The organism is Variovorax sp. Sphag1AA, assembly GCF_014192575.1.
Classification (GTDB): Bacteria; Pseudomonadota; Gammaproteobacteria; order Burkholderiales; family Burkholderiaceae_C; genus Variovorax.
On record NZ_JACHYC010000005.1, the window covers coordinates 477936 to 496286 of the forward strand.

At 65.9% G+C, this 18351-nt stretch carries 15 protein-coding genes; 5 read left to right on the forward strand and 10 right to left on the reverse strand.

Annotated features, from left to right (window positions below; translation table 11 throughout):
- Window positions 1–123: 123 nt before the first annotated feature.
- The 4 genes from FHW64_RS21785 to FHW64_RS21800 all read right to left on the reverse strand — a co-directional run bounded on the left by FHW64_RS21785 (window position 124) and on the right by FHW64_RS21800 (window position 7273).
- Window positions 124–468, reverse strand: a complete 345-nt coding sequence (locus FHW64_RS21785; protein WP_409350638.1) for a DUF6984 family protein — start codon at window positions 466–468, stop codon at window positions 124–126.
- Window positions 469–470: 2 nt separating this feature from the next.
- Window positions 471–3110, reverse strand: a complete 2640-nt coding sequence (locus FHW64_RS21790; protein ID WP_184530083.1) for a filamentous hemagglutinin N-terminal domain-containing protein — start codon at window positions 3108–3110, stop codon at window positions 471–473.
- 36 nt (window positions 3111–3146) lie between these two features.
- Window positions 3147–4874, reverse strand: coding sequence for a ShlB/FhaC/HecB family hemolysin secretion/activation protein (locus FHW64_RS21795; protein ID WP_184530465.1), 1728 nt, complete (start codon window positions 4872–4874; stop codon window positions 3147–3149).
- A 290-nt stretch (window positions 4875–5164) separates the two neighbouring features.
- Window positions 5165–7273, reverse strand: a complete 2109-nt coding sequence (locus FHW64_RS21800; protein WP_184530085.1) for a PQQ-dependent dehydrogenase, methanol/ethanol family — start codon at window positions 7271–7273, stop codon at window positions 5165–5167.
- Window positions 7274–7410: 137 nt separating this feature from the next.
- Between FHW64_RS21800 and FHW64_RS21805 the strand changes: the two genes are divergently transcribed.
- On the forward strand, window positions 7411–8628 hold the full coding sequence (locus FHW64_RS21805; RefSeq protein ID WP_221210437.1) for a helix-turn-helix domain-containing protein: 1218 nt from the start codon (window positions 7411–7413) through the stop codon (window positions 8626–8628).
- Between the two features lie 6 nt (window positions 8629–8634).
- On the opposite strand, the gene FHW64_RS21810 is transcribed toward FHW64_RS21805, so the two are convergent.
- From FHW64_RS21810 to xylF, 4 genes are all read right to left on the reverse strand, one after another.
- Entirely contained in the window at window positions 8635–9792 is a 1158-nt protein-coding gene (locus FHW64_RS21810) for an ROK family transcriptional regulator (RefSeq protein WP_184530089.1), read from the reverse strand.
- A gap of 7 nt (window positions 9793–9799) precedes the next feature.
- Window positions 9800–10567, reverse strand: a complete 768-nt coding sequence (locus FHW64_RS21815; protein ID WP_184530091.1) for an ATP-binding cassette domain-containing protein — start codon at window positions 10565–10567, stop codon at window positions 9800–9802.
- On the reverse strand, window positions 10564–11754 hold the full coding sequence (locus FHW64_RS21820) for a sugar ABC transporter permease (protein WP_184530093.1): 1191 nt from the start codon (window positions 11752–11754) through the stop codon (window positions 10564–10566). The genes FHW64_RS21815 and FHW64_RS21820 overlap by 4 nt, the downstream gene beginning before the upstream one ends.
- A gap of 119 nt (window positions 11755–11873) precedes the next feature.
- A complete protein-coding gene (gene xylF, locus FHW64_RS21825; RefSeq protein WP_184530095.1) occupies window positions 11874–12896 on the reverse strand; it encodes a D-xylose ABC transporter substrate-binding protein in 1023 nt (340 codons plus the stop codon).
- 187 nt (window positions 12897–13083) lie between these two features.
- Between xylF and FHW64_RS21830 the strand changes: the two genes are divergently transcribed.
- From FHW64_RS21830 to FHW64_RS21845, 4 genes are all read left to right on the forward strand, one after another.
- Window positions 13084–14100, forward strand: coding sequence for a thiamine pyrophosphate-dependent dehydrogenase E1 component subunit alpha (locus FHW64_RS21830; protein WP_260306106.1), 1017 nt, complete (start codon window positions 13084–13086; stop codon window positions 14098–14100).
- The gene (locus FHW64_RS21835; RefSeq protein WP_184530097.1) at window positions 14097–15053 is read left to right on the forward strand and encodes an alpha-ketoacid dehydrogenase subunit beta; all 957 of its coding nucleotides are present in this window, start codon (window positions 14097–14099) and stop codon (window positions 15051–15053) included. Before FHW64_RS21830 ends, FHW64_RS21835 begins: the two co-directional genes overlap by 4 nt.
- Window positions 15054–15055: 2 nt before the next feature.
- Window positions 15056–15523, forward strand: a complete 468-nt coding sequence (locus FHW64_RS21840) for a MarR family winged helix-turn-helix transcriptional regulator (protein WP_260306108.1) — start codon at window positions 15056–15058, stop codon at window positions 15521–15523.
- A gap of 87 nt (window positions 15524–15610) precedes the next feature.
- Entirely contained in the window at window positions 15611–16627 is a 1017-nt protein-coding gene (locus tag FHW64_RS21845; RefSeq protein ID WP_184530099.1) for a tripartite tricarboxylate transporter substrate binding protein, read from the forward strand.
- Between the two features lie 106 nt (window positions 16628–16733).
- Here the strand turns inward: FHW64_RS21845 and FHW64_RS21850 are convergent, their stop codons facing one another.
- Window positions 16734–17057, reverse strand: coding sequence for a DUF1840 domain-containing protein (locus FHW64_RS21850; RefSeq protein ID WP_184530100.1), 324 nt, complete (start codon window positions 17055–17057; stop codon window positions 16734–16736).
- Between the two features lie 14 nt (window positions 17058–17071).
- On the reverse strand, window positions 17072–18340 hold the full coding sequence (locus FHW64_RS21855; protein ID WP_184530103.1) for a cyclopropane-fatty-acyl-phospholipid synthase family protein: 1269 nt from the start codon (window positions 18338–18340) through the stop codon (window positions 17072–17074).
- Between the last annotated feature and the right edge of the window lie 11 nt (window positions 18341–18351).

The following is an 18351-nucleotide window of genomic DNA, read 5'->3' on the forward strand; positions in this document are numbered from 1 at the left end:
TGCTGCCTCGTGCAAATCGAATGAGCACCATACGCCCAGAACTTCTTCTCTCTTCTTGCAATTTCTTCCACGATTTCGGCTACCAGCTTAGGCATTCCAAACTGCCACGAGTGGGAGGCGATGCTAGAGAATGTTTAGCGTTTCCCAACGGGGACCGACGAGGTCGCCTGGGTCATAACGAACGAATTCAAGCTCCAATAGTCTTCCATCTTTATCTGCGAACAATAACACCTCTAATGGAGCAGAGTCGCCGTCGAGCATAGTGCCCTCGGCGCCATATAAATGCTGCCCGCCGCCGGGTGGGCGTCGATAGCCGGCGATATGAAAAATGAGTCGAGACTCGTCTGAAACGACGGATTCAACTGTCGCGTTCGCGGCATCAGTCATTAGCTGGGTGCGCTCATCAGTGGCGAGTTTTTCAGCAATTCGCGCGATTAGCTGCATTTCGTTATTAGATATAGATCTCATATTCACTTCACCGGAAAAATTGTTCCTACGTTTGCGGTCCCATCTGGCAGCACACGGACTCGATATTCGATTTGAACGCCGTCAACCCTCAATCGCCCGCTCACACTCCCGCCGACCTCCATGTTTTGCCACATTGCTGCAACCTCTTTCGCTACTGCGGCTTCAGCACGCGCCACGTTGACTCCCTCAGCTTCGAGACGTGTAGCGTAGTGCGTAGTCTTGAAGACCGGCCCATCCAACGCCCGCAGCACAGACGTCAAGGTTTCCACAACTGGCTCGCCGACCTTTCGCACCACGCCCCCGGCAATCGGCACCAATCCAACCGCCGCCAGGATGCGGTTGGCTTCCTCGCCGGTGAGGCTGGTTCGACCTGTGATCAGTTGAAGCGCCGACTCGGCCGTGCCGTAGACAGGCGCGATCTCCAGAAGCGCTTGCGCCAATTGCTGCGCCTGATCCGGAGTGATCACCCCACGTTTCGCCACTTCCGCCAAATTCGCGGCCCTCTCCACCGCAGCAGCCTGCTGATCGATACGCTGGAAATCTTCGGCGGTGCAACTCTGGCCGCATTCCTCCGTCAGTCGCGCGTTCTCCTTCGCGACAAGCTCGCGGACACTCGCGAACGGTGAGTGGCTAAGGTAGTTGTTTGCCGCCGCGTTTGCGCCAGCCTGGCTCGCGAGATTGATTTGCGTGGCATCACCACCGGCAATAGCAGCCGCGATGGCGCTCATCATGGCCGCGAACTGCACCGTATCAATCTGCCTGCCATAGGCTTCGGCCGCCATCTCCCCAACAGCCGCACCCAACGCCCCAGCCGCGCAACTACCGTCCGTGCGCGCCGCTCCCACCGCACAACCCGCGATTGCATGTGCAATCTTGTTGGTGAATTCGTCGAGGTTCATATCGCCGATGGCGTTCGCGCCCTGCGCGGCCACGGTATCGACCAGCGCACCCTTGAGACCTTCCTTGAGCGCCTCTTCCAGGCTGCCGCCATTGATGGCAGTGCTGATTACGGCCTTGACCGAGAGCTCGCCACCAGCGTTGCTGAAGTTCGGACCCGTCACTGCCAGGTCCGCTATCGCGAGACGGCCGCCGGCATTGTTGATTTGGGGTGTGGCGAGCACCAATGCGCCACCGGCTTCGATGTGGCCGCCGTCGTTGAGGATGGCTGTGGAAGCCGTCAGGGTGCCCGGGGTGGGAGGAGCAACGGGTTGCGGCGCCGGGGTGGCGCCCGTGTTGGTGCCGGCCGTGGAAGGCGGCGTCGTGCTGGAGGGTGCACTACCTGCGCCACTGTTCGGCGATGTATCGCTGGTGCCCGTGCCCGGCGTGCTGCCGGCGCCGCTGCTGTTGTCGGCAACTGGCGCGAGTCCGATCGTGCCGCCGGCCGTGTTGCTCAAGGAGGGCGCACTCACCGTCAGGCTCGCGCTGCCGGTCTGGCGAATGGTGCCCAAGCGGTTGTCGATCTGTGCGCTGCTCGACAAGTCCAGGTGCGGGGCCTGAACAAGGCCGCCGTTCGCGAGGTCTCCGGCGCTGCTCGCGATGTGAAGATCCGTACCCGCTGCGATGGTGCCGCTGTTGGCGACGCTCGCGGCGTCGATGCGAAGCTGGGTGTCCGCCTGCAAGGTGCCGCTGGTTTCCAGGCGCCCCGCGGAGGTCACGATGAATTGCCCGGCGCCGGCCAAGGTGGCTGCGGCGCCACTGGTGGAATTCGCACTGGCCTGGATCGCGCCAGCATTGCGAACACCCACGCCGTTCTCTGTCCCCATCAGGAAGATGTGGTTCGCGTACATGCCGCCCAACGCGGCGACGTCGAGCGCGAAGGCGGGCGCGGCGCCAGAACCCTGGGCGGGTGCGACCTGGGTGTGGTCAGCGCTGATGTCGTTGGCACCGGTGACGACCTTGAGGTCTTTGGCCCAGATCCCCGCGTTGACCTGCACGGCGCGCGCGAGGACGGCCGCATAGTCGGTCTGGCTGAGGTCGAGTCCTTTGCCGTCGACGCTCACATTGCCGCCGCGCACGGCGTAGCCATCAAGGCCGCCAAAGAGGTTGTATTGGGGCGTGCCGGTGGTCAAGGTCACGCGGCTGGCGTTGAGGAAGGAGCCCCCATTCACGGCAATGCCCGCAGGATTGGCCACGATCACTTCAGCCCGGTCTCCGGCCACTTCGAGCGCGCCGCGCAACTGCGTTGGGTTGCCGCTGACCACTTCGTTGACGATCACCCGGGCAGTGCCTGTCGCGAGCCACGGATTGCCCTGCACCCAGCCGCCGAGCTGGGTCTGCACATTGGCGCGGCTGTTGTTGAGGATCGCGCCGTTGTTCTGTATGTCGAACTGGCTGTATGTGTTGCGGCTCACGCCGGCTGCGCTCGGGGTTGCGATTTGCACCAGGGGCACGCCGTTCGGGGCCATGAGCACCGTGGGGTGCTGGTTGCCGGGCGCAGATGGCGAGGCGACGATCTGCGCCGAAGCGCTCATCGAAGCAAAGATCGCGACCAGACCCATTCCTGTTGTGATGGCCGTCGTGATCGCGTTGCTGCCGCTCGTGGTCCGGTTGGCGCCCTTGCCGGCACTGCGAGCGCATTCCTGCACGGCCACTCGCATCGAGCGCGCAGCGCAGAAGATCACCTTGTGCAAATTCTTGTTCATGTTCTTCTCTCCCGGCGAGTCCGGGCTCTCCCCTTCTCAGAATCCGTAGTTCAGGTTGAATCCAGTAGTCCACCTCGACGTGTGGAAGCCCTCAGGCTTGGATATCGGCGTGCCGACGAAAAAGTCGTAGCTCAGGCCCCGCACCGCGCCGCGCAGGCCGATCACCGAGCCCGCCAGGCGCTTGCCTCGCAACTGCGCGGCGCTGCGCCCGTTCACCTGTCCGTAGTCCACCCCCAGGTACAACTCCGCGCCGAGCTGCGTGCCGAAGACTTCGGCGGGAAGTGCCCATCCAATGTCGTTGCGCACCAGCCAGCCGCGATCACCCATGAGGCTCGCTTCGCCGTCAAAGCCGCGCACAGTGAAGCGCCCACCGATCGCGAAGCGGTCCTGGGGTGTGAGTGGCGTGCCGTTCCACTGAGCGCGCCACAGGCCCGCATATCTCAGCTTCTGTGCGCCGAGGTCGAAGGGCTGGTTCAAATTGAGATCGGCCGTGACGAGCTTCATGCGCGAGGTGCCCTCGCCGAAAGATTCCTCTGGCGCTGGGATCGCACCGAAGGCTCCGGTGCCGCGCCGATAGGCCAGGTTGCCGTCGAGCGTGGCGGTGCCGAGAAACAAGCGATGGTTCAGCCCCAGTTCCCATCCGCCGACCAGGCGTTCCTGCACACCCACCTCTGTGTCATCGATGTAGTTGTGTGAAGTGCGCTGCCATGCGCGCGCACGCAGGCTCGTCTTGCCATGCTGGTCGCGGTAGAGCATGCGGTCGACTCGCAGTTCGGCGTTGCTGCTGTAGCCCGAGTAGGTGTAGTCCTGGGCAAGGCCCGCCACGTTCTGCCAATACCGGCCCTCGGACGCGGTGGTCGAGAAAAGCCAGTTGCCCCACGGAATGGAGTAGTGGACGGTGTTCCCCGAGGTGCCCCGGCCCGCATGATTGAACAGGTCGTGATTGAGGCTGACGTAGAACAGGTCGTTCAAATGCAGAGGCCCATCCCATGCGAGCGTGAGACCGCCCTGGTTCCGGCCGGTGGGCTCGGTGCCGCTGTCGTCATAGCTCAAGTTGGCGCGCAAAGGCACAGGCAGATCCGCTCGGCCCTGGCGGTACTGCACGACAAGGTCGCTGTCGCCCGGACGTGCATCCGCTGCGCTTGAGGGCGCAATCCGGATGTCCGCTTCCGCGGTAGGCAAGCGCTTGAGGTTTTCCAGGCCCTGCTCGATGTCGCGCAGGTTCAGAAGATCCCCACGCGATGCAGGGATGGCCATGCGCACGCCCAGTGGCGCATCGGTGGTTGCACCGGATGCATCGGCGAGCCTGATGGCGGCGACGCGTCCCGGAATCAGCGTGAGCGCGAGTTCGCCAGTCGCGAGGTCCTGCGGTCCCACGAGCACACGTGCCGTGACCCAGCCGCGCGCGACAAGGGCCTGCTGCACTCGCGCCAAGACGATGTTGATGCCTTCTGTGCCCAGGCAGCGGCCGATCGGGTTGTCGGCCATGCCATCTGCGGCTTCGGACATCGCCGCCAGCGCCCATTGGAAGGCCTCGCTGCGCTCGCCCACCAACCGGATGCGGTCAATGCGGAAACACGGACTCTCGGCTTCGGGCAAACGCTGGCCTGCCGCCGGTGGTTCGGTCGGCCGTCGCACGTCGACCGCGCGCTCGTTCTGTTCGCGCACCGCGCGTTCGCGCTCTTGCTGTCGCTGCTCTTCGACGAAAGGGCGAGGCGTCGAGGCGATTTGCGCGTGGGCCGCGTGCGGCCCGGCCAGCCCCATTAGAAGAAGGGGCGAGAGAGTGGAAAGCGAAAGTTTCGCTGCACGACGAACAGCCGCCGTGGGCCGCGCCCACCGGCGGGAAGGAAGAGTCATTGTTCTTGTTGCCGCGCAGAGGTGCGCGGAGTCCAGCATCCAGGCACCCAGGAGCGGGCGCCAATCGCCGGTCAGTCTACGAACGGTCGCGCCGGGACATCATCGGATTCCTCCGAAAATTCCGCGGAATGAGCAGTTCTTTCTTGACCTGTTTCCCCGTGCCGGAATGACTCGCCTGTCGTGCCACCCCAAAGTAACTATTTCGGCCGAATCGCGTCCGCGGTCCCCTGGATGAAGGCCTTGAGTTTGTCCACGTCGTCCTGCGTGAGCTTGCCCGTGAAGTCCGGCATGCCGCGCCCCATCGCCGGGCCCTTGAAGATGGACTTGTCCAGGTTCTCGATGAAGCCCGGATCCATGTAGCCGAGGTTCGGGATGTTGCCGCCGCGGTCGACGCCGGGCACGCCGTGGCAGAAGACGCAGTTGCTCACGTAGAGCATCGTGCCGGCCTCGACCTTCGCGGGGTCGTACTTCACGCCCTGCAGCAGCTTGCCCATGCGGTACTGCACGAACTCCGGCTTGGGCGCATTGCCGCCGATCGCGAAGGTGTAGACCGTGCCCGGACCTTGCCGCTCGGTGGCGCGCTGCGCGAGGCCGTACACGCCGCCCCAGCCGACAGCGACGGAGACGTACTGCTTGCCGTCGACCATGTAGGTGTTCGGCGCAGCGACCACGCCGGTGCCGGTCGGCGTTTCCCAGAGCTTCTCGCCGGTCTTGGCGTTGTAGGCGACCAGGCGACCGTCCGCCGTGCCCTGGAACACGAGGTTGCCCGCCGTCGTCAGCGTGCCGCCGTTCCACGGCGAGACGTAGTCGACCGTCCACGCCGCCTTCTGCGCGATCGGGTCCCACGCGACGAGGCGACCCATCGGCTTGCTCTCGGGCGGCTGCACATTGGCGAACTTGGCGAGGTTCCAGCCCAGCGCCGCATGCGGGCGGCCCGGCGCGTTCTCGTTGAACTTCCAGTCCTTGTCGTCCATGAGGTTGATCGGCACGTGCTGCGCCGGCAGGTAGGCGTACCCGGTCTGCGGATTGAAGGACATCGGATGCCAGTTGTGCGCGCCGAACGGGCCCGGAATGCTGTCGTTGGGCTTGGTGCCTTCGCGCGCGGCGGCCACTTCGATCGGCCGGCCGTTCTTGTCGTAGCCCGTGGCCCAGTTCACGTCGACGAAGTTCTTGGCAGAGATGAACTTGCCGTTGGTCCGGTCAACGACGAAGAAGAAACCGTTCTTCGGCGCATGCAGGATCACCTTGCGCGGCTTGCCGTCGAGCTTGATGTCGGCCAGGATCATCGACTGGGTCGAGGTGTAGTCCCAGTTGTCGCCCGGCGTTTCCTGGTAGTGCCACACGTATTTGCCGGTGTCGGGATTGAGCGCGACGATCGACGCCAGGTACAGGTTGTCGCCACCCTTCGGGCTGCGCTGGCTTCGCGCCCACGGCGAACCATTGCCGGTGCCGACGTACAGCAGGTTGAGCTCGGGGTCGTAGGCCAGCGAATCCCACGGCGTTCCGCCGCCGCCCGATTCCCAGTACTTGTTGCTCGGGTCCCAGGTCTTGGCGGCCTTGGCCATCGATGCATCCTCGTAGGGCTTCGACGGATCGCCGGGCACGGTAAACCAGCGCCATTTCTGCTCGCCCGATGCCGCGTCGTACGCCGTGATGTAGCCACGCACGCCGTACTCCGCGCCGCCGTTGCCGATCAGCACCTTGCCCTTGACCACGCGTGGCGCGCCGGTGATGGTGTACGACCTCGCATGATCGATGACGGTGTCTTTCTCCCAGACGACCTTGCCCGTGGCCGCATCCAGCGCGATCAGGCGACCGTCGTAGGCACCCACGTAGACCTTGCCCTGGTAGATCGCCACGCCGCGGTTGACCACGTCGCAACAGCCCTTGAATCCCTTGGAGCGGTCGACCTTCGGGTCGTAGGTCCAGAGCGCCTTGCCGGTGCGCACGTCGATCGCATGCACCACGCTCCAGGACGCGGTGACGTACATGATGCCGTCCACCACCAGCGGCGTCGCCTCGACCCCGCGCGTCGATTGCAGGTCGTACGACCACACGAGACCGAGGTCCTTCACGTTGGCCGCGTTGACCTGGTCGAGCTTGCTGAACCGCGTCTCGGCGTAGTCCAGCCCATAGCTCGGCCAGTCGGGTGTCTTCGCCGCATTGGCGCGGATGAAGCCCCCGTCCACCTTCTGCGTCGCGGCCTTGATGTGCTCCGGAGAGCCCTTGGCGGGCTGGGCCATGGCGGTCGCTGCTCCCAGGCACAGCAACGCGCCCAGCGCCAGCCGGGCGTGAGTCTTGGTCATCGTGTCGTCTCCTGTTGTTGTGGCTGAAGAATGGGCCGCCGGACCGCTTTGTTCATCCTCGGGATTTCCCTAGATCGCGACTGTTCCATTGCGGAACAGATTCGGCATCTTTCCCCACTCTGGAGGCGGAAGTGCCCTTGTCGACGCGCAAACCGGCGGGTGGTCCCCGACAGCTCTTCGCGAGGTCGCCCGCGGAGCGCGTGGCGCTGGCGAGGCAGCAGTTCTTCGAGGAAGGCGTGCGCCCTTCGGGGCTCGTCGGCGAGGCGGTCATCCAGTCGTGGATGCGCTGCACCCGCATCCATGCCGACCGGCAGCGCGTGATCGCCTTCGATGCGGTGACGCCGAGCCGGCTGCACGCCACGATGGGCCGCAACCGCGAGTTGCTCGATGCCGCGCGGCAGGAGCTGGTGGGCATGGAGAGCTCGCTTGCCGGCACCGATTGCCGCGTGCTGCTCACCGACGGGCAAGGCGTGATCGTTCACGTCACCGAGCATCCGGGGACGACCGAACAACCGATCCTGCGCCAGACCGCGCGCATCGGCGTGAACATCGCCGAAAGCGTGGTGGGCACGACGGCGCCCGGCATCGTCGCGACCACCGGGCAGGCTTGCACCGTCGATGGCGCCGAGCACTACTTCGAATACCTGCGCCACATGCAATGCGCAGCCGCGCCGATCCGCGATGTGCGCGGGCAGCTCGCGGGTGTGCTCGATCTCACGGTGGAAGCGCGCCGCTTCGGCTTCGACGCGGCGTCGATGGTCGCGCTCTATGCAACCACGATCGAGAACCGCTTGATGCTCGCCCAGTCGCACGATCGGCTGGTGCTGCGCTTCCAGGCGAGCCCTGCCTTGCTCGGGACGCCGCTCGAGGCGCTGGCCGGCATCGCGCCGGAGGGCACCGTGGAGTGGCTCAACGCAGCTGGCGCGCGCCTGATCGGCGGCGTGCCGGAGGCGGGGCCGTGCGACGTCGAGATGCTCTTCGGCCTCGACCTCGCTGCGCTACTGCGCCTCACGCGCAACGAAGCGGCGCAACCCGTGCGGCTGGCGAGTGGACTCGGCGTGTGGCTGCAGGCGAGACTTCAGGGCCATGACGGCGTTGACTTCTCGCATGCGGTCGGATTGACGCCTGCGGAACCGAAGACCGAAGCAGCGGAATCAACGCCGCAACAGACGATCGACGCGCCGCAGCCAGCGAGCGACAGGGACGGCACGTTGCGCGGACACAGCCGCAAGCTGATCGAGGACACGCTGGCGCTGCACGGCGGCAACATCTCGCACGCTGCGCGGCAGCTGCACGTGTCGCGCGGCACGCTCTATCGCCATCTCAAGGGACTGCGCGAGCGCGACGCGGACTGAGCCGCTTCAGGTCAGCGATTCCGCGGCAACCGGGCGAACACGCCGCGCCTGCGCGTTCGTGCGCAAGGGGCGCAGGTACTCATGCAATGCCAGTGCGGCAGCGCCGACGGCGGGTGTCCATGCGCCATAGCGCGGCGAGCGGATGACCGGCGGCGCGAGGCCTGCGCTCTCCGCATAGCTCGCAACCGTATCGATCGCCCCGCGAAGGAACTCCGGATGGGCTTCGCACGATTTGCCACCCACGACGATCGCGCGCGGCTCGAAAGTCACCCAGAGGTTCTGCAGCAGCAAGCCCAAGTAGCGCGCGGCGCGGCGAACGTCGCCGCCCGGCTGCTCCAGCACGCGCGAACTGATGAAGGCTTCGGCACAACCCAGCCGGCCGCACGAGCAACGCGGCCCGTCGATCTGCAGCACCGAATGGCCGATCTCGCCCGCCATGCCCTGCGCACCGATGAACACCCGGTCGTTGAGCACGATGCCCGCGCCGACGCCGACGTCGCAGCTCACGAAGATCAGTGGGTCTTCGCCCTCGCCGTCGGAGAACTCGAACTCGCCGAGCACCGCCGCATCGGCATCGTTCTGCAGATGCAACGCCACGCCCGGCACGCCTTCACGCTTGAGGGCGTGCGCGAGCGGCGGCAGCAGGTCGACGTCGCGCCAGCCGAGGTTGGGCGCGAAGCGCACCACGCCGGTCGCGTCGTGCACCGCACCCGGCACGCCGACGCCGATGCTCGACAGTCGAAGCCCTGACGCAAGCAGATGGCGATGCGCCGCCGCGACCATGCGCGCCACTTGCGCGCACACGGCGGGCGGCCGGTGGTCCTCATGCGGCTGCGCATCGGAATGGAGCACATCGCCCTGCAGCGACACGCACACGACGCGCACGATCTCGACGTTGATTTCCACGCCGATCAACGCACGCACGCCGACGTTGAGGTGCAGCGGCGTCGACGGCCGCCCCATGCCCTCGGTGACCGAAGCCCCGGCCTCATCGAGCCAGCCGTCGTCGAGCAGTTCGCGCACCAGCAGGCTCACGGTGGATTTGGTGAGGCCACTTTCCGCCGCCAGCCGCGCGCGCGAAAGACCGGGCTGCGCGCGGACCAGACGCAGCAGGACGCTGCGGTTGATGCGCTTCACCAGTTGCTGGTCGCCCTTGGTCTTCATGCCGCCTTCACGTCGCGTGTTCGGCCTGCGCCTTGCCCTCGGGACGCTTGCCCGCAATGATCATCCCCAGCACTTCGTCCTCGGTGACGTCCGCGGTGCGGTAGGTACCGACCAGCTTGCCGTTCTTCATCACCGCGAGCCGGTCGCTGAGGCCAAACACATCGGGCATGTCGTGCGTGATCAGGAAGATGCCGACGCCGTCGGCCTTGAGCTGCTTGACCAGTGCGCCGACCATCGCCGTCTCTTCGGGGCCGAGTGCGGCGCAGGGCTCGTCCATGATCAGGATGCGCGCATTGAAGTACAGCGCACGCGAGATCGCGACCACCTGCCGCTGCCCGCCCGACAGCCGCCGCACCGGCACTCGGATGTTGGTGAAGTTCTTGTTGAGGCGCTGGAAGACCTTGCGCGCCTGCCCTTCCATGAAGTGGTCGTCGAGCGTGCGCCAGGGCGTGAGCTTCTCGCGGCCAAGGAAGAGGTTCGCGACCGAATCGAGGTTGTCCGCGAGCGCGAGCGTCTGGTAGATGGTCTCGATGCCCTGCGCCTGCGCCTCAGATGGCGTCCGGATGCTGACCTTCTCGCCCGCGATCAGCGTGTCGCCTGAGTCGATGGGGTACGCACCCGCGAGCATCTTCATCAGCGTGGACTTGCCCGCGCCGTTGTGCCCGAGCAGCGCGACCACCTCGCCGGGGTAGAGATTGACACTGACATCGTCCACCGCCTTCACACCACCGAAGGCCTTGCGGATGTTGCGCAGTTCGACGAGCGGCGCGCTCATGACGTTTCTCCGAAGCGTTTGCGATAGAGGACATCGAAGACAACAGCCACGATCAGCACCTGCCCGATGATGACCATGCGCTTGCCGATCGGCACGTCGAGCAGCAGCATGCCGCTGTCGAGCGACTGCATGATCAGCGCGCCGAGCACCGAGCCGAGGATCGACCCGCTGCCGCCCGCGAGCGCGGTGCCGCCGATCACGGCTGCGGCGATCACGTAGAGCTCCATGCCGGTGCCGAGCGAATTGGTGCCCGCGTTGAGCCGCGCGATGGAGACGATGGCCGCGATGGTCACCAGCACAGCAAGCAGCGCGAAGAGCATCAGCGTGACACGCTTGACCGGAATGCCCACCAGCGCGGCCGCATCCGGATTGCCCCCCATCGCGAACACATAGCGACCGAAGCGCGTGCGGTGCACGATGAAGGACAACGTGACGGCGACCGCCGCCCAGATCAGCACAGGGATCGGCATGCCTTGCGGCTCCGTCTTCGAGGCGATCTGGTAGCTGTTCATGACCGCCGCGAAGCCGAACACGATCACGACCGGCACCGCGGTGAGCATCAGTTCCATCCACAGCGGCTCCACTGGCATTTCGTGCCGCTGTCGCGCGCGCCGCTTCTGCAGCGTGCGGGCAACGAGCACGATGGAAACCAGCCCGGCGAGAACCCAACTCGCGGTGGTGCCGATGCCGCCGTCATAGCCACCACCGAGGCGCTGGAAGAACTCGTCATTCACCGGCTGCGTCTTGCCGTCCGCCACCAGGAAGGCCGCGCCGCGAAACGACATCAGGCCACCCAGCGTGACGACGAACGACGGCACGCCGAGCACCGCCGTGAGCCCGCCCTGGTAGAGCGACACCAGCAGCGCCACCGCGAGCCCCGCGAGGCTCGCGGCGGGCCACGACCAGCCGGACGTGTATTGCAGATAGGCCACCAGCACGCCGACGAAGCCCATCACCGAGCCCACGGAGAGGTCGATGTGGCGGGCCACGATGATCAGCACCATCACCGTCGAGACGATGCCGACCACCGCGGTCTGCTGCGCGATGTTGTAGAGGTTTTCGGGCGACAGGAACACGCCGCCCGACATGACGTGGAACACGACTGCCATCACCACCAGCAGCACGCCCATGAGCAGCAGCCGGAGGTCGACGCCGGTTCGGCGCCAGAGAGAAAGAGACGATGTCATGGTGGTGCGATCTCAAATGCGGGAAACACCGCGGAACCGGCTTTGCCGGGCCGCTGGTGTTGCCCCCTACAAGGGGGTTGGCGAAGCGACACGAAGTGCGCGGAGCCTGGGGGTGTGCCTCACTTGCAGGCTGCAGGGGCCTTGTCGGCCGGGACGCCCTTGCAGAGCTCGTCCTTCTTGATCCAGCCGGCCTTCACGACCACGTCGAGGTTGTCGCGCGTGATCGGCACCGGCGTCAGGAGACGCGACGACAGCGGGATCTTCTTCTCGCCGGCGCTCCATTCGGCGGCCTTCTCGACCGGCTTGCCCTGCACCAGTGCGACGGCTGCCGAGGCGGCTTCGCGGCCGAGCTCACGGGAATCCTTCCACACGGTCACGGTCTGCGTGCCGAGCGCGACGCGATTGAGCGCCGCGAAGTCCGCGTCCTGGCCCGACACCGGAATGCCGCGAATGCCCTTGGCAGTGAGCGCCGCAACCGCGCCGCCCGCAGTGCCGTCGTTGGCCGCCACCACCGCATCGACCTTGTTGCCGACCTTGGTGAGGATCTGCTCCATGTTCTTCTGTGCGACTTCGGGCTTCCAGCCTTCGGTGTATTCGTCGCCGACGATCTTGATGTCGCCCTTCTTCACCGCGTCGGCAATCACTTCCTGCTGGCCTGCGCGCAGGAAGTTGGCGTTCGGGTCGGTCGGCGAGCCCTTGATCATCACGTAGTTGCCCTTGGGCTGAACCTTGTAGACCGCGCGCGCCTGCATGCGGCCGACCTCGACGTTGTCGAAGGTGATGTAGAACACCCCGGGCGCTTCGATCAGCCGGTCATAGGCCACCACCGGCACCTTCTGCTTGAGCGCCTTGTTGACGGCGGGGAGGATCGCATCCTTGTCCATCGCAAGCACGATCAGCGCCTTGGCGCCCTTCGACATCAGACCGTCGATGTCGGCCAGCTGCTTTTCGGGCGATCCGCCGGCGTCTGCGCTGATGTACTTCGCGCCCAGCTTCTCGAGCTGCGCCTTGATCGCGGCCTCGTCGGTCTTCCAGCGCTCTTCCTGGAAGTTGGACCAGCTCACGCCCACCACAGTCTGGGCGCAGGCCCCGATGGCGGTCAGTCCGAAGGCGAGTGAGGTCAGGGTACGGGCGAGCTTCATGCGGGTCTCCAGGCTTGTGATTGATTGGTGTGGCTCGAAACTTAGTTCGAGGGCCGAACTAACTATCGCAGGCACTCGCCACGAGTGGCATCGGGACTATCCCTGCGGGTAAATGCGCTACACGCTGGTTGGTCACGGTCGATACGATTTCCGCCAAAACACACGCCCTGCGCGGGCTGGAGACGATATGGAGACTGCAATTCAGGCGGCGGAGCGCACTGCGCTCTACCGCACGATGGTGCGAATCCGCGCCTTCGAGAACGCGGCCGAGGCCGCCAGCCAGGGCGGCGTAAGTGCCTACGGCCAGCAGGCGGCCGGCGCCGCGAAGGTGCGCGGGCCACTGCATCTCTCGACGGGACAGGAAGCGGTGCCGGCCGGCGTCTGCGCGCATCTCACGCCGGCCGACTACCTCACGTCCACGCACCGCGGCCACGGCCATACGCTGGCGAAGGGCGCCGATCTCGTGCGCATGATGTGCGAGCTGTTCGGCAAGGCGACCGGCTTCAATGGCGGCAAGGGCGGCTCGATGCATATCGCCGATTTCTCGGTGGGCATGCTGGGTGCGAACGGCGTGGTCGCCGCGGGTCTGCCGATCGCGGTCGGCGCGGCGCATGCGCAAAAGCTGCTGAAGAAGGATGCGATCACCGTCTGCTTCTTCGGCGACGGCGCGATCAATCGCGGGCCGTTCCTCGAATCGCTCAACTGGGCGCGCGTGTACGGGTTGCCGGTGCTGTTCGTCTGCGAAGACAACCGCTGGAGCGCCACCACCGCAAGCGGCCCGATGACCGCGGGCGACGGCGCTTCGGCACGCGCGCAGGCGATGGACATCGCATCCACGCAGGTCGACGGCAACGATGTCTTCGCGGTGCATGCTGCGGCGGGCAGGCTGATCGCGGAAGTGCGCGCCGGAAGCGGGCCGCGCCTGCTGCATGCGCTCACCTATCGCGTGAAAGGGCATGTCTCGGTGGACCCCGCGGCCTACCGTGATCCTGCCGAGCTGGCCGCCGCGCTGGAAACCGATCCGATCGCACACGCACGCGCGCTGCTCGCGGCAGACGTCGATACATCCGTGCTCGATGCGATCGAGAACGCGGCACACGACGAAGTCGAAGCCGCACTCGCCGCTGCCGATGCCGCGCCATGGCCCGACGCCAGCGCCGCGTTCAGCGACGTTCAAAGCACGGGGGAAGGCCAGTGGAGATGATCGAACTCAGCTATTCGGAAGCCGCCATGCTCGCGGTGCGGCATGAAATGGAAGCCGATGCGCGCGTCGTCGTGCTCGGCGAGGACGTCGGGCGCGGCGGCATCTTCGGCCAGTACAAGGGCCTGCAGGAGACGTTCGGCAGCGAGCGCGTGATCGACACGCCGATTTCCGAAGCCGCGATCATGGGCGCGGGCGTGGGCATGGCACTCGCGGGGCTGCGGCCGGTGGTCGAGATGCGGGTGGTCGACTTCGCGCTCTGCGGCATGGACGAGCTCGTGAACCAGGCAGCGAAGAACCGCTTCATGTTCGGCGGCCAGGGCCGTGTGCCGCTCGTCGCGCGAATGCCCGGCGGCATCTGGGATGCATCGGCCGCGCAGCACTCGCAGTCGCTGGAGGCGTGGTTCGCACACCTCCCCGGCGTGGTGGTGGTGTGCCCCTCGACGCCGCAGGACAACTATTCGCTGATGCGCGCCGCGCTGCGCTGCGGCGATCCGGTCGTCTACATCGAGCACAAGACGCTGTGGGGCGCGCGCGGGCTGGTGGATCCGTCGCTGGAGATTCCGCTCGGAAAGTCGGCTCACGTGAGACGCGGCAACGCGCTAACCATGGTGAGCTGGAGCCGGCAGATGCACGCTTGCATCGCCGCGTGCGATGCGCTTGCAGCCGAGGGGATCGATGTGGACCTGATCGACCTGCGCACGCTCTGGCCGTGGGACCGCGAGGCGGTGCTTGCATCCTGCGAACGCACGGGACGGCTGCTCGTGGTGCACGAGGCAGTACAGGCCGCCGGCTTCGGCGCGGAGATTGCCGCGACGGCGGCGGAAGCGACCGGCTGCCGCGTGGCACGCCTCGGCGCGCCACGCATCCCCGTCGGCTACGCGCCTGTGCTCGAAGCGCAGTCGCGCGTGAGCGCGGAACAGATCGCGCAAGCTGCCCGTACGCTGCGGGGTTGAACATGACGGCGCCGATGGCGGATCCGGCCGATTTGCCGAACTCGGTCTTCTTCAAGCTGGTGCGCGTCGTCAACCTGACGGCACGGCCGTTTCAACAGCGGGTCGGGCGACAGCATCAGCTCACGCTCAACGAATGGCGCGCGATGGCGGTGCTGGGCGCGCGACCGGGCCTCACCGCCACGCAGGTCGCGGATCTCACCGGCCTCGACAAGATGGCGGTGAGCCGCGCACTGGGCGGTTTGCAGCGCCACAAGCGGCTGCACCGGCACGAGGACCCGACCGATCTGCGGCGTACGCGGCTGTACCTGAGCAGCATCGGCAAGACGCTCTTCGCGACCGTCAGCGCGCAGGCGCGAGAGCGCGAGGCCGAACTCTTCGCAGGCGTGGCGCCGGACGAACTGGACCAGCTCGACGCAATCCTCGACAAGTTGATCGAATCGGTGACGGGCAACGCGGCCCCTTCGGCCTGAGCCGGTTCGGTGACCGGGGTTTTCACCCGCGACGCGAGGGTGCTTCCCCTGTAAAAAACCCGCATTCGAAACCACACAGGGAACCCGATGCCTCAATCCTTTCCGCTGCGCCGCCGCACTGCGCTGAATCTCGCTGCACTGGCTGCGTTCACCCTCGTCGCGGGCTCGGCGGCCGCACAGTCCACATGGCCGACCAAGCCGGTGCGCATCGTGGTGCCGTTTGCACCCGGCGGCACCACCGACATCCTCGCGCGCGCAGTCGCACCCGAGTTGTCGAAGGCCTTCGGCCAGCAGTTCATCGTCGACAACCGGGCCGGAGCGGGCGGCAACGTCGGCGCGGAAATCGTCGCGCGCTCGCCGAACGACGGCTACACCCTGCTCATGGGCACGGTGGGCACGCATGGCATCAACCGCGCGCTCTACCCCAAGCTGCCGTACGACCCGATCAAGGACTTCGCGCCGATCACGCTCGTCGCCGCGGTGCCGAACGTGATGGAGATGAACGTCGACAAGGCGAAGGCTCTGGGCATCAACAACGTGGCCGACTTCATCAAATACGCGAAGGCCAACCCCGGCAAGCTCAACATGGCGTCGAGCGGCAGCGGCACCTCGATCCATCTGGCTGGGGAGCTGTTCAAGACCATGACCGGCAGTTACATGACGCACATCCCGTACCGCGGCTCCGGCCCGGCGCTCATGGATATGGTGGCCGGCAATGCCGACGTGATGTTCGACAACCTGCCCTCGTCGATGCAGCAGATCAAGGGCGGCAAGCTCAAGGCCCTTGCCGTCACCAGCTCGAAGCGCTCCCCGGCCCTGCCCGACGTGCCAACCGTCGAAGAAGTGGGCGGCCCGCTGCTGAAGGGCTACGAAGCCAGCTCATGGTTCGGCCTGCTCGCACCCGCCGGCACCTCCCCGGACATCATCAACCGCATCCAGCACGAAGTCGCCAAGTCGCTGTCGACCCCGGCGATCAAGGAAAAGATGGAAGCCCAGGGCGCGATCCCGAGCGGCAACACCCCCGCAGAGTTCGCCAAGCTCATCGACAGCGAACACGAAAAGTGGGCGAAGGTCGTGAAGGCTTCCGGCGCGAAAGTGGACTGACGGAAAAGCCAGAAACACCGCGGAACCGGCTTAGCCGGGCCGCGGGTGTTGCCCCCGGTAGGGGGTGCAGAGCTACACGAAGTGAGCGAGGCTGGGGGCGAGTCAGTTAAACCTCCCAGGTGACATCCTTCTTGTCGGCCAAAGAGTCCTTGAGCATGTGAAGCAGTGGCGCGCCGCGCTGGCGGATGCCGATGTGGTGCTTCTCGGCCTCGTTGTCATGCCCTTCGACCGCGTAGTGGTCGTCGTTGTGGACATTCATCGCATCGCGCTGCATGGCAGCCTCGAGGGCCGCGATGGCCGCGGGCATCTGGTCGACGGTGATGACACCCTTGGGCGCAGGCGCCTTGCCGATGATGTCGAACATCTGGCGCGCGTGGACTTCGAGCATCACGAAGGGTGGCGTCGCCCGGGAGTTGAATCGATACAGCATGGTGCCTCTCTCTCTTACTTGTAGATGTAGTCACGAACAAACGGGTACTGCGATTGCGCGCCGCGCATCGCACCATCATCGACTTTGCCATCCGGTTTGGTGGAAAGCATCTGGTGCAGCGCGATCCAGCCCTGCTCGAAGCTCATCGCCGAACCCGCAAGGTACAGCCGGTACGCGCGAAGAATGCGCTCGGCGTTTTCGCCCTGCCGGCCGCCGCTGCCCTTGAGCACTTCGCGCGCCTTGTCGAGCTGCGACTCGAGCGCGTCGGACCATGCCCACAACGTGCGCGCGTAGTGCGGACGCAGGTTCTCGGTGTCGACCATCTCGAGGCCCGCTGCCGCGGTTTCGCGCAGGACGTGGGTGACGTGGAGCAGTTCGCCGCCTGGGAAGATGTACTTCTCGATGAAGTCGCCCATGCCCGCACCGAGCTGCGTGTAGTCAAGCTGGCCCGAGGTGATGCCGTGGTTGAGCACCAGGCCGCCCGGTTTGAGCAGTGAATGGATCTTGCGGAAATACACCGGCATGTTGGCCGCACCGACGTGCTCGAACATGCCGACCGACGAGATCTTGTCGAAGGGCTTGGCGGAGTCGAGCTCGCGGTAGTCGCGCAATTCGACGCGCACGCGGCCCTGGAGGCCCTTCTCTTCGATCAGCCGCTGCACGTGCGCGTGCTGGTTCTTCGACAGCGTGATGCCCGTCGCGTCAACCCCGTAATGCTCGGCCGCCCACATCAGGAGTGCGCCCCAGCCTGAACCGATGTCGAGGAAGCGCTCGCCCGGCTTGAGCAGCAGCTTGCGGCAGATGTGGTCGAGCTTGGCTTCCTGCGCCTGTGCGAGTGTCATCTCCGCGTCACGAAAGTAGGCGCAGGAGTACACGCGGCGCTGATCGAGCCACAGTGCGTAGAAGTCGTCGGAGACGTCGTAGTGGAACTCGATCTGCCGGGCGTCCCTGCCGACCGAATGCGAGCCGCGGGACTTGGCGCGCCGTTGCAGGCGGCTCCACCACGTGGTGTTGGTCTCTGCGGGATTGCCCGGCAGCAGGCTGACCGTGGCGTCGATGAGGTCGCGCATCGCGCCTTCGATCTGGACGCGGCCCTCGACGTAGGCCTCGCCGATGGCGCCGACCTGTCGGGTCGCGAGCTTCGCGAGGGCGGACCACTCGTTGAAAGCCAGCGTGACGCGGGAACCGGGCTTGGCAACCTGCCGGCCGTCGGGCAGTTGCAGCGTGATGGGAACTGGCAGGGCGGAAAGCTGGGACTCGATCTTCGGTAACAGGCTTTGCATGTTACTGATTC

Excerpts from the sequence above, each read along its gene's own strand:
- FHW64_RS21785 (WP_409350638.1), bottom strand. The coding sequence starts at position 468 with ATGAGATCTATATCTAATAACGAAATGCAGCTAATCGCGCGAATTGCT.
- FHW64_RS21790 (WP_184530083.1), bottom strand. The coding sequence starts at position 3,110 with ATGAACAAGAATTTGCACAAGGTGATCTTCTGCGCTGCGCGCTCGATG.
- FHW64_RS21795 (WP_184530465.1), bottom strand. The coding sequence starts at position 4,874 with ATGGGGCTGGCCGGGCCGCACGCGGCCCACGCGCAAATCGCCTCGACG.
- FHW64_RS21800 (WP_184530085.1), bottom strand. The coding sequence starts at position 7,273 with ATGACCAAGACTCACGCCCGGCTGGCGCTGGGCGCGTTGCTGTGCCTG.
- FHW64_RS21810 (WP_184530089.1), bottom strand. The coding sequence starts at position 9,792 with ATGAAGACCAAGGGCGACCAGCAACTGGTGAAGCGCATCAACCGCAGC.
- FHW64_RS21815 (WP_184530091.1), bottom strand. The coding sequence starts at position 10,567 with ATGAGCGCGCCGCTCGTCGAACTGCGCAACATCCGCAAGGCCTTCGGT.
- FHW64_RS21820 (WP_184530093.1), bottom strand. The coding sequence starts at position 11,754 with ATGACATCGTCTCTTTCTCTCTGGCGCCGAACCGGCGTCGACCTCCGG.
- xylF (WP_184530095.1), bottom strand. The coding sequence starts at position 12,896 with ATGAAGCTCGCCCGTACCCTGACCTCACTCGCCTTCGGACTGACCGCC.
- FHW64_RS21830 (WP_260306106.1), top strand. The coding sequence starts at position 13,084 with ATGGAGACTGCAATTCAGGCGGCGGAGCGCACTGCGCTCTACCGCACG.
- FHW64_RS21835 (WP_184530097.1), top strand. The coding sequence starts at position 14,097 with ATGATCGAACTCAGCTATTCGGAAGCCGCCATGCTCGCGGTGCGGCAT.
- FHW64_RS21840 (WP_260306108.1), top strand. The coding sequence starts at position 15,056 with ATGACGGCGCCGATGGCGGATCCGGCCGATTTGCCGAACTCGGTCTTC.
- FHW64_RS21845 (WP_184530099.1), top strand. The coding sequence starts at position 15,611 with ATGCCTCAATCCTTTCCGCTGCGCCGCCGCACTGCGCTGAATCTCGCT.
- FHW64_RS21850 (WP_184530100.1), bottom strand. The coding sequence starts at position 17,057 with ATGCTGTATCGATTCAACTCCCGGGCGACGCCACCCTTCGTGATGCTC.
- FHW64_RS21855 (WP_184530103.1), bottom strand. The coding sequence starts at position 18,340 with ATGCAAAGCCTGTTACCGAAGATCGAGTCCCAGCTTTCCGCCCTGCCA.